Annotated in this window: 4 protein-coding genes; 1 reads left to right on the top strand and 3 read right to left on the bottom strand. The window is 25.3% G+C overall.

Annotated elements, in window-relative coordinates; genetic code table 11:
• The first annotated feature begins 101 nt into the window (after positions 1–101).
• A complete protein-coding gene (locus J7M77_RS08415) occupies positions 102–983 on the top strand; it encodes a LysR family transcriptional regulator (protein WP_296877434.1) in 882 nt (293 codons plus the stop codon).
• Between the two features lie 605 nt (positions 984–1,588).
• Here the strand turns inward: J7M77_RS08415 and J7M77_RS08410 are convergent.
• From J7M77_RS08410 to J7M77_RS08400, 3 genes are all read right to left on the bottom strand, one after another.
• Positions 1,589–2,224, bottom strand: coding sequence for a PBECR4 domain-containing protein (locus J7M77_RS08410; RefSeq protein WP_296877432.1), 636 nt, complete (start codon positions 2,222–2,224; stop codon positions 1,589–1,591).
• Between the two features lie 2,038 nt (positions 2,225–4,262).
• The gene (locus J7M77_RS08405) at positions 4,263–5,003 is read right to left on the bottom strand and encodes a hypothetical protein (RefSeq protein WP_296877430.1); all 741 of its coding nucleotides are present in this window, start codon (positions 5,001–5,003) and stop codon (positions 4,263–4,265) included.
• A gap of 147 nt (positions 5,004–5,150) precedes the next feature.
• Positions 5,151–5,687 (bottom strand): hypothetical protein, encoded by a 537-nt coding sequence (locus J7M77_RS08400; protein ID WP_296877427.1) that lies wholly within the window; start codon positions 5,685–5,687, stop codon positions 5,151–5,153.
• Between the last annotated feature and the right edge of the window lie 291 nt (positions 5,688–5,978).

The following is a 5,978-nucleotide window of genomic DNA, read 5'->3' as shown; positions in this document are numbered from 1 at the left end:
AGCGTATTTTTTAATTAATAGGAAATACTTATTTTAAATGATTTATTATAGTTTACAGTTATGATAAATAAAGGTATAATTTAACTAGGAGGTGGGTAAAAATGATTGAAACTAGATTATTATATTATTTTCTAGCAGTAGCCAGAGAACAAAATATCACTAGTGCCGCCAACAGTTTGCATATATCCCAGCCAACTCTTTCCAAACAAATGATGGATTTAGAGCAGCAGTTAGGAAAACAACTATTTATTCGCGGTAAACGAAAAATAACTTTAACAGAAGATGGTATTTTTTTACGAGCACGAGCTCAAGAAATGATTGACTTGATGAATAAAACCGAAGCTGCCTTTCAAAATGATCTGGATTACTTAGGTGGTGATATCTATTTTGGCTGCGGGGAAACGCATATAATGGAATATGTCATGGATGTTTTAAAAGACATTCAAAAACAATATCCAGAAATAAAAATTCATATTTATAGCGGTGATGCCCAGGCGATTCTAGAACGCTTAGATAAAGGATTATTAGATATGGGCTTATTATTAGGACCAATGGAAATGGATAAATATAATTATATGCATATTAATAAAAACGACCGTTTTGGATTATTAATGAAAAAAGATTGTTATTTAGCTACAAAAGATTTTATTACTTTAGAAGATTTAAACAAAATCCCTCTTATTTTCCCATTACAAACAATTAACGGTCAACAACGATTAAGCTGGTTTGATTCAGCTTATGAAAACTTTAATATCGTAGCTACCTACAATTTAGTTTATAATGCCACATTTATGGTTGAAAAAGGAATGGGTTATGCCTTTTGTTTAGATCAGCTAGTTGATACTAGCGGTAATCGAAATCTAACTTTTAGACCAATCAAACCTGATATTTCCGTCAATCCATATATCGTAACCAAAAAATATCAAACTTTTAGTGCTCCCGCTAAATTATTTTATCAGCGGTTAAAACTGTTACAAAAATAAATACTATCCAAATCCATAACCAGAATAATAATTCAGAATTATAGTTTTATAATAATGTATTGATATATTTACAATAAGCTTTAGAATTAAAGTTTCAACAAAAAGAATTTGACGATATTTGAAAAAAATCAGTAATAAATTCTACTGTTTTGATGATTTTATAAAAATATGTAAAGAACAAAGAATCCTATTTGATGTTTAGATTTATAATATTAATACTTTAAGTTACTTAATGAAATAAAAATTAATTCATTAACCAATGTTTTAAAACTGGACTTAAAATATAGAGGTGATGATTTAATAGGGAATTATAAAATTATCGTGAATGTCTTATCGAATCTAATTGGCTGTCAATGCATTAAATCGAAAATAAAAAACAATTATTGATTTTACCTAGAACAAGTACACATTTAGATTTATGTTAATCTTAATTACAACTTTATAGTCAGCAAATATCAATACCGAGAATTATTATTCTTTTTTCAATAAGAAAGAAATATTTAAAGAAAGTGTAAGAAAATGACGTTAATTTTGAAAAGATATCAAGGATAGTAATTATACCAAAACAAATTATATCTCACATTCTAGTTTCTTAATGTAATAATCTATTTATTATTAATTAGTTCAACAGAAATTAATGCTTTGATTTCTGGGCATAATTGATTCATGTCTTTATTTACATTTTTGTATGTAATTATATTATATATTTTTTCATCATTATTTTTTTGAAATACAAAATCTATTTCATGAGCATTTGTTGTTTTTTTAAAGCAATCTTCATCTCTTAACGATTTAACAATCAAATAATTGCTTTTTTTATTTCCATCTTCATCCAGATCGTAATCAAAACATAGTGTGAATTCTAATTCTGTAAAGCCGAATTTAAATACTGTAGTTTTAGTTTTTATGTTTTCTAAAATAAACCCTTCTTCAGATATACATTTATTAATGTTTTTAATTTTATTTGTCTTTTTTATGCTTAAACTCATAGGATGTCTAGCACTAAAATATATCTGATTGTGTCGTAACTTGCCTTTGATTGCATCGTTATAAAATGACTTTGATGAAATTGTTTTTTCAACACCACATAAATGGGCGAAATCTTTTTTTCTGAAAGAAACTTCAATGTATCTATCATCAAATACATACATAAACGTTTTACCTAATAAATATTGTTTATATAATTGAGCAGCTTGATTAATGTTGTTTATAATTTTTATCTTTTTTTCTCTTAATGTCATAATTTACCTCCATAAAAAACGGATGGGACAAACCCATCCGAAACAAGCAATGTATATGAGTGTTTTATGCTGGCTGTCAGCCCCGATATTCTGTCGAATATCTATTAGTTGCCGACTTATTAAGTTCTCGGCATAAACTACATCTTTATCTAAGATGCCAAGCCCGATATTCTGTCGAATATCTATCAGTCATGGAATTTATCCTGCTCCATGCACAGCACAGCTTTAACGTGTCTCCACACGAAAGACATCTCTATCTCCATAAATATAATATCATAAATTAATGATATTGTCAAAATACATCGCCTAATTTATAGTATGACATTTCTAATAATAATATACACTATTTACTCATTTTACTCATATTTTTGTATATTATAAATATATTTTTACTTATTTTCTAAAACCCTATATCTAGTAGTATGGCACATCATAATGAATTCAACTGTTGTTATAGTATATTTTCATAATTCTAACAGAATTATAAAAGATATAATTTCAAAAAAAGATCAATCATAAATTTAGTTATATGTTTGTTTAAAAATATATCTAACAAAGTTAGACTTTTAAAAAAAATATGCTATAATAAGTTGAAATTAACAATTATATTTTAATTTTAGGTGCACGACATATATACAGATTTACATATTCAACCTATGATTTAGCTACTTATTTAAAACCAAATCATCTCTAACTCTTTAAGATAATAAATAAACCATAACTAAAAACTATAATAATTAAACAACTACTAATATTTTTTTAGTTTTTCCATGATCTTATCCTCCAATTATTTAAATTACCATAATAAAGAGCAACCACCACTTTTGATAGTTACTCATATAATTATTTTGTCTAATAATTAATGAATTTTATAATATTATATCTTAATAATATTCTTTTGCTTCAAATAATACATTGACATTTTTATTTATCTGTATAATATAGATATTTTCATATTGATCTTTAAAAGTCATATAGTTATCACTATCACAACTGCTTCGATTTGATATCCGTTCAAATGTTCCAACCTGATCCAAAAAAATCTTTTAAAATGTATCAGCAAGTAATAACGCCCTATCTTCATCGATTATATTTTCTTCAACCTTTTCATCAATATATCCATATTGTTTAGAAACATAAGATACTAGATTAGTATCTTCGTATGTAAAATCTAATCTTAATGTTGGATTTTCTTCATCATCCCCTACTAAAATTGTATTATCTTCTTTATGAGTTACTAAATTATCATCTAATTCTTTATAGATTTGTTTAGGTATAATCGCATTTATTTTTTCATCAAACTTTCATTCGAAATACCTACATTAGTTTCATTTGATGATGTACACGCTATTAATACCAAAGATAACATCATACTTTTCAACAGTTTCATTAATTTATTCTCCCTTCTATAAAATTTATTCGGTTGTTTTTATATTTATCTTCTAAATCTTATTTATAATATACGCACTTTGTATTCTATTAGGTTTAGAATTATATAAACATTTTTCAAATTTCATTTTATCTATTGAATATTCATAAATTCCTTGTAAATGTACGGATGTAACAATGCAATAGATAAAAAAAGAGAGAATTCCAGTAAAATGATAATACATCTTTATCTCACTAAAATTCTTCTCTATTTTTAATCACTTATATGACTATCTATCTTTTTTATACAAAAAATATCTAATTACTAATGGCAGTTCACAAATTATCATTATAACCAAAAATATCTTTGATAAATTAGTAAATTCTCTATTAATCACAATTGAAAGTAAACACAATATTGCAAAAAATACCGTAATAATATTTAACAGACGATAAACAAATTTAGAATTAAAATTTTGTTTTTTTGAATTAAGTGTTTTCATATTGCATCCCTTTCATTTTAATCCCATTTAAAATTCTAAAAATTTTTAATATCTAGTTTCATATAATAACATTCAGAAATTAGAAATATTGTTTAAAAATTAAATATGCACAACTGTATAAATATATAAACTATTATAATTACTATAATCTTGGAAAATCCATATTTTTAACTATATAAATAAGCTCTTTGCCAAGTAGCATTAGTATAGTTAATACTCAAGCCAATACTAACCCCACCACTAACTAATCCGCCTGTATAACCTACATTACCACCAATTGTAAGTGACGGAGCTGAGCTACCGTATGTATGAATATATTTAATACCAATAGATCCTGTGTTAGAATTATTATTAAATATAACTAATGCAGATGCTAATGCATATTTAGTCTTTGATGTCATTTTTGAATCTTGCACGTTAAAAACTAAAGTACCATTATTTCTTTTTGAATAATCTTTTAAAGTTGTATTTTGACCTTCTGCATAACCATAATATGATCCTTTTGAAGGTTCCCACTCTATCGACATACAATCTTCAGTAGCAGGTGAAGCAAGTGTTGTGGTTGGTGTAGCTACTCCAGTTACATAGGTGTATGCTTGTCCTGCTCTTCTTGAAAAAGTAACATTTAGGCTAATATCTGTACTCAAAGAAGCTCTTGTTTCGTTTGTTTTTGCAGCTTTAAATTCGATTCCTAGCGCTGATAATTCTTTTTCTATTTCAGAATCAGTTTTTTTCTTTTCTAACGCATCAATATAATAGTTACCATATAAATCCAAATATTGGGCATCACTCATCGTAGCAATTTCTTCTTTAGAATAATCTAATAACATTTTATTTTCAGCATTAACATTGCAAATTGTTGTAGATAATAAGACACTTGTTAAAAACAAACTAATTATTCTTTTCATTTTCTTTCCTCCTCATTTTTATAAATTTATTTATATTATAATCATGAATCAATCATTAGAAACGATGTAAAAATAATGCATTAACATTTTTTGATTAACCATATTTTATCGCGAAAATATCACAATCTTATCGAAAAATCAATTAAATCATTTCTTAAACTCAATACGATTTAAATTAGATATTTTGATCAAACAGTGTTTTTTATTTTTTACATTATCTTTTTCAATACTATAGCCAAATGAATCTCCATTCCCATCAAAACCATTCCACGAAGAAGGATACCAATTTTCATTATCATTACTTATAAAACTCGTTTTTGTTTCAATATAATTTTCTTTATTATCGATAACGTAATAATTTGCAGTATAGATGATACCTTCACCATTTTCAATATTTCCAATACTATTGAACACAATATCATATTGACCATTTTCCAGCAATCTTAAAGAGATAATTTCCAAACAACACTCGTTATCTATTTTTATCTTTTTATTTATTGCTGTTTCAGGATTAGTTAAATCTATTTCAAAAGTTATTATCTTTTGATAATCAGATTGTTCCATATAATAATCATTAGAGTGATATAACTCATCAAAATCAGGGGTTTTATTTAAAAATACTATTAATGCTATTAATAAACATATAGTGCCTAAAATAACTATCAATTTTCGATACTTTTCCATCAATAACCACCCCATATATTTTAATTTACATTAATTCCAAAACTTATCATGGCTCATCTTAAATGTTAAAATAAATATTCCTTACATTTGTCAATATTATAATTTTCATGGTTAATTATAAAAAATCTAGATTCCTTATGATTTTATTTTAATATATATTTTTTATTTGTAAATCCATATTGTACAAGATGCATATTATATGTATAAAAACCATTTACATGATTATTTAACACTAACTATAATTTGACAAATTTAACATAAACATATTAAAATGTATACAATTAATTATTT

The sequence above is a fragment of the Thomasclavelia sp. genome, assembly GCF_017889095.1.
GTDB lineage: Bacteria > Bacillota_I > Bacilli_A > Erysipelotrichales > Coprobacillaceae > Thomasclavelia.
Note: the sequence above shows the minus strand (reverse complement) of the source record. Positions and strands in the feature narration are given on the sequence as shown.

Coding starts and splice junctions, on each gene's coding strand:
- J7M77_RS08415 (WP_296877434.1), top strand. CDS start 102: ATGATTGAAACTAGATTATTATATTATTTTCTAGCAGTAGCCAGAGAA.
- J7M77_RS08410 (WP_296877432.1), bottom strand. CDS start 2,224: ATGACATTAAGAGAAAAAAAGATAAAAATTATAAACAACATTAATCAA.
- J7M77_RS08405 (WP_296877430.1), bottom strand. CDS start 5,003: ATGAAAAGAATAATTAGTTTGTTTTTAACAAGTGTCTTATTATCTACA.
- J7M77_RS08400 (WP_296877427.1), bottom strand. CDS start 5,687: ATGGAAAAGTATCGAAAATTGATAGTTATTTTAGGCACTATATGTTTA.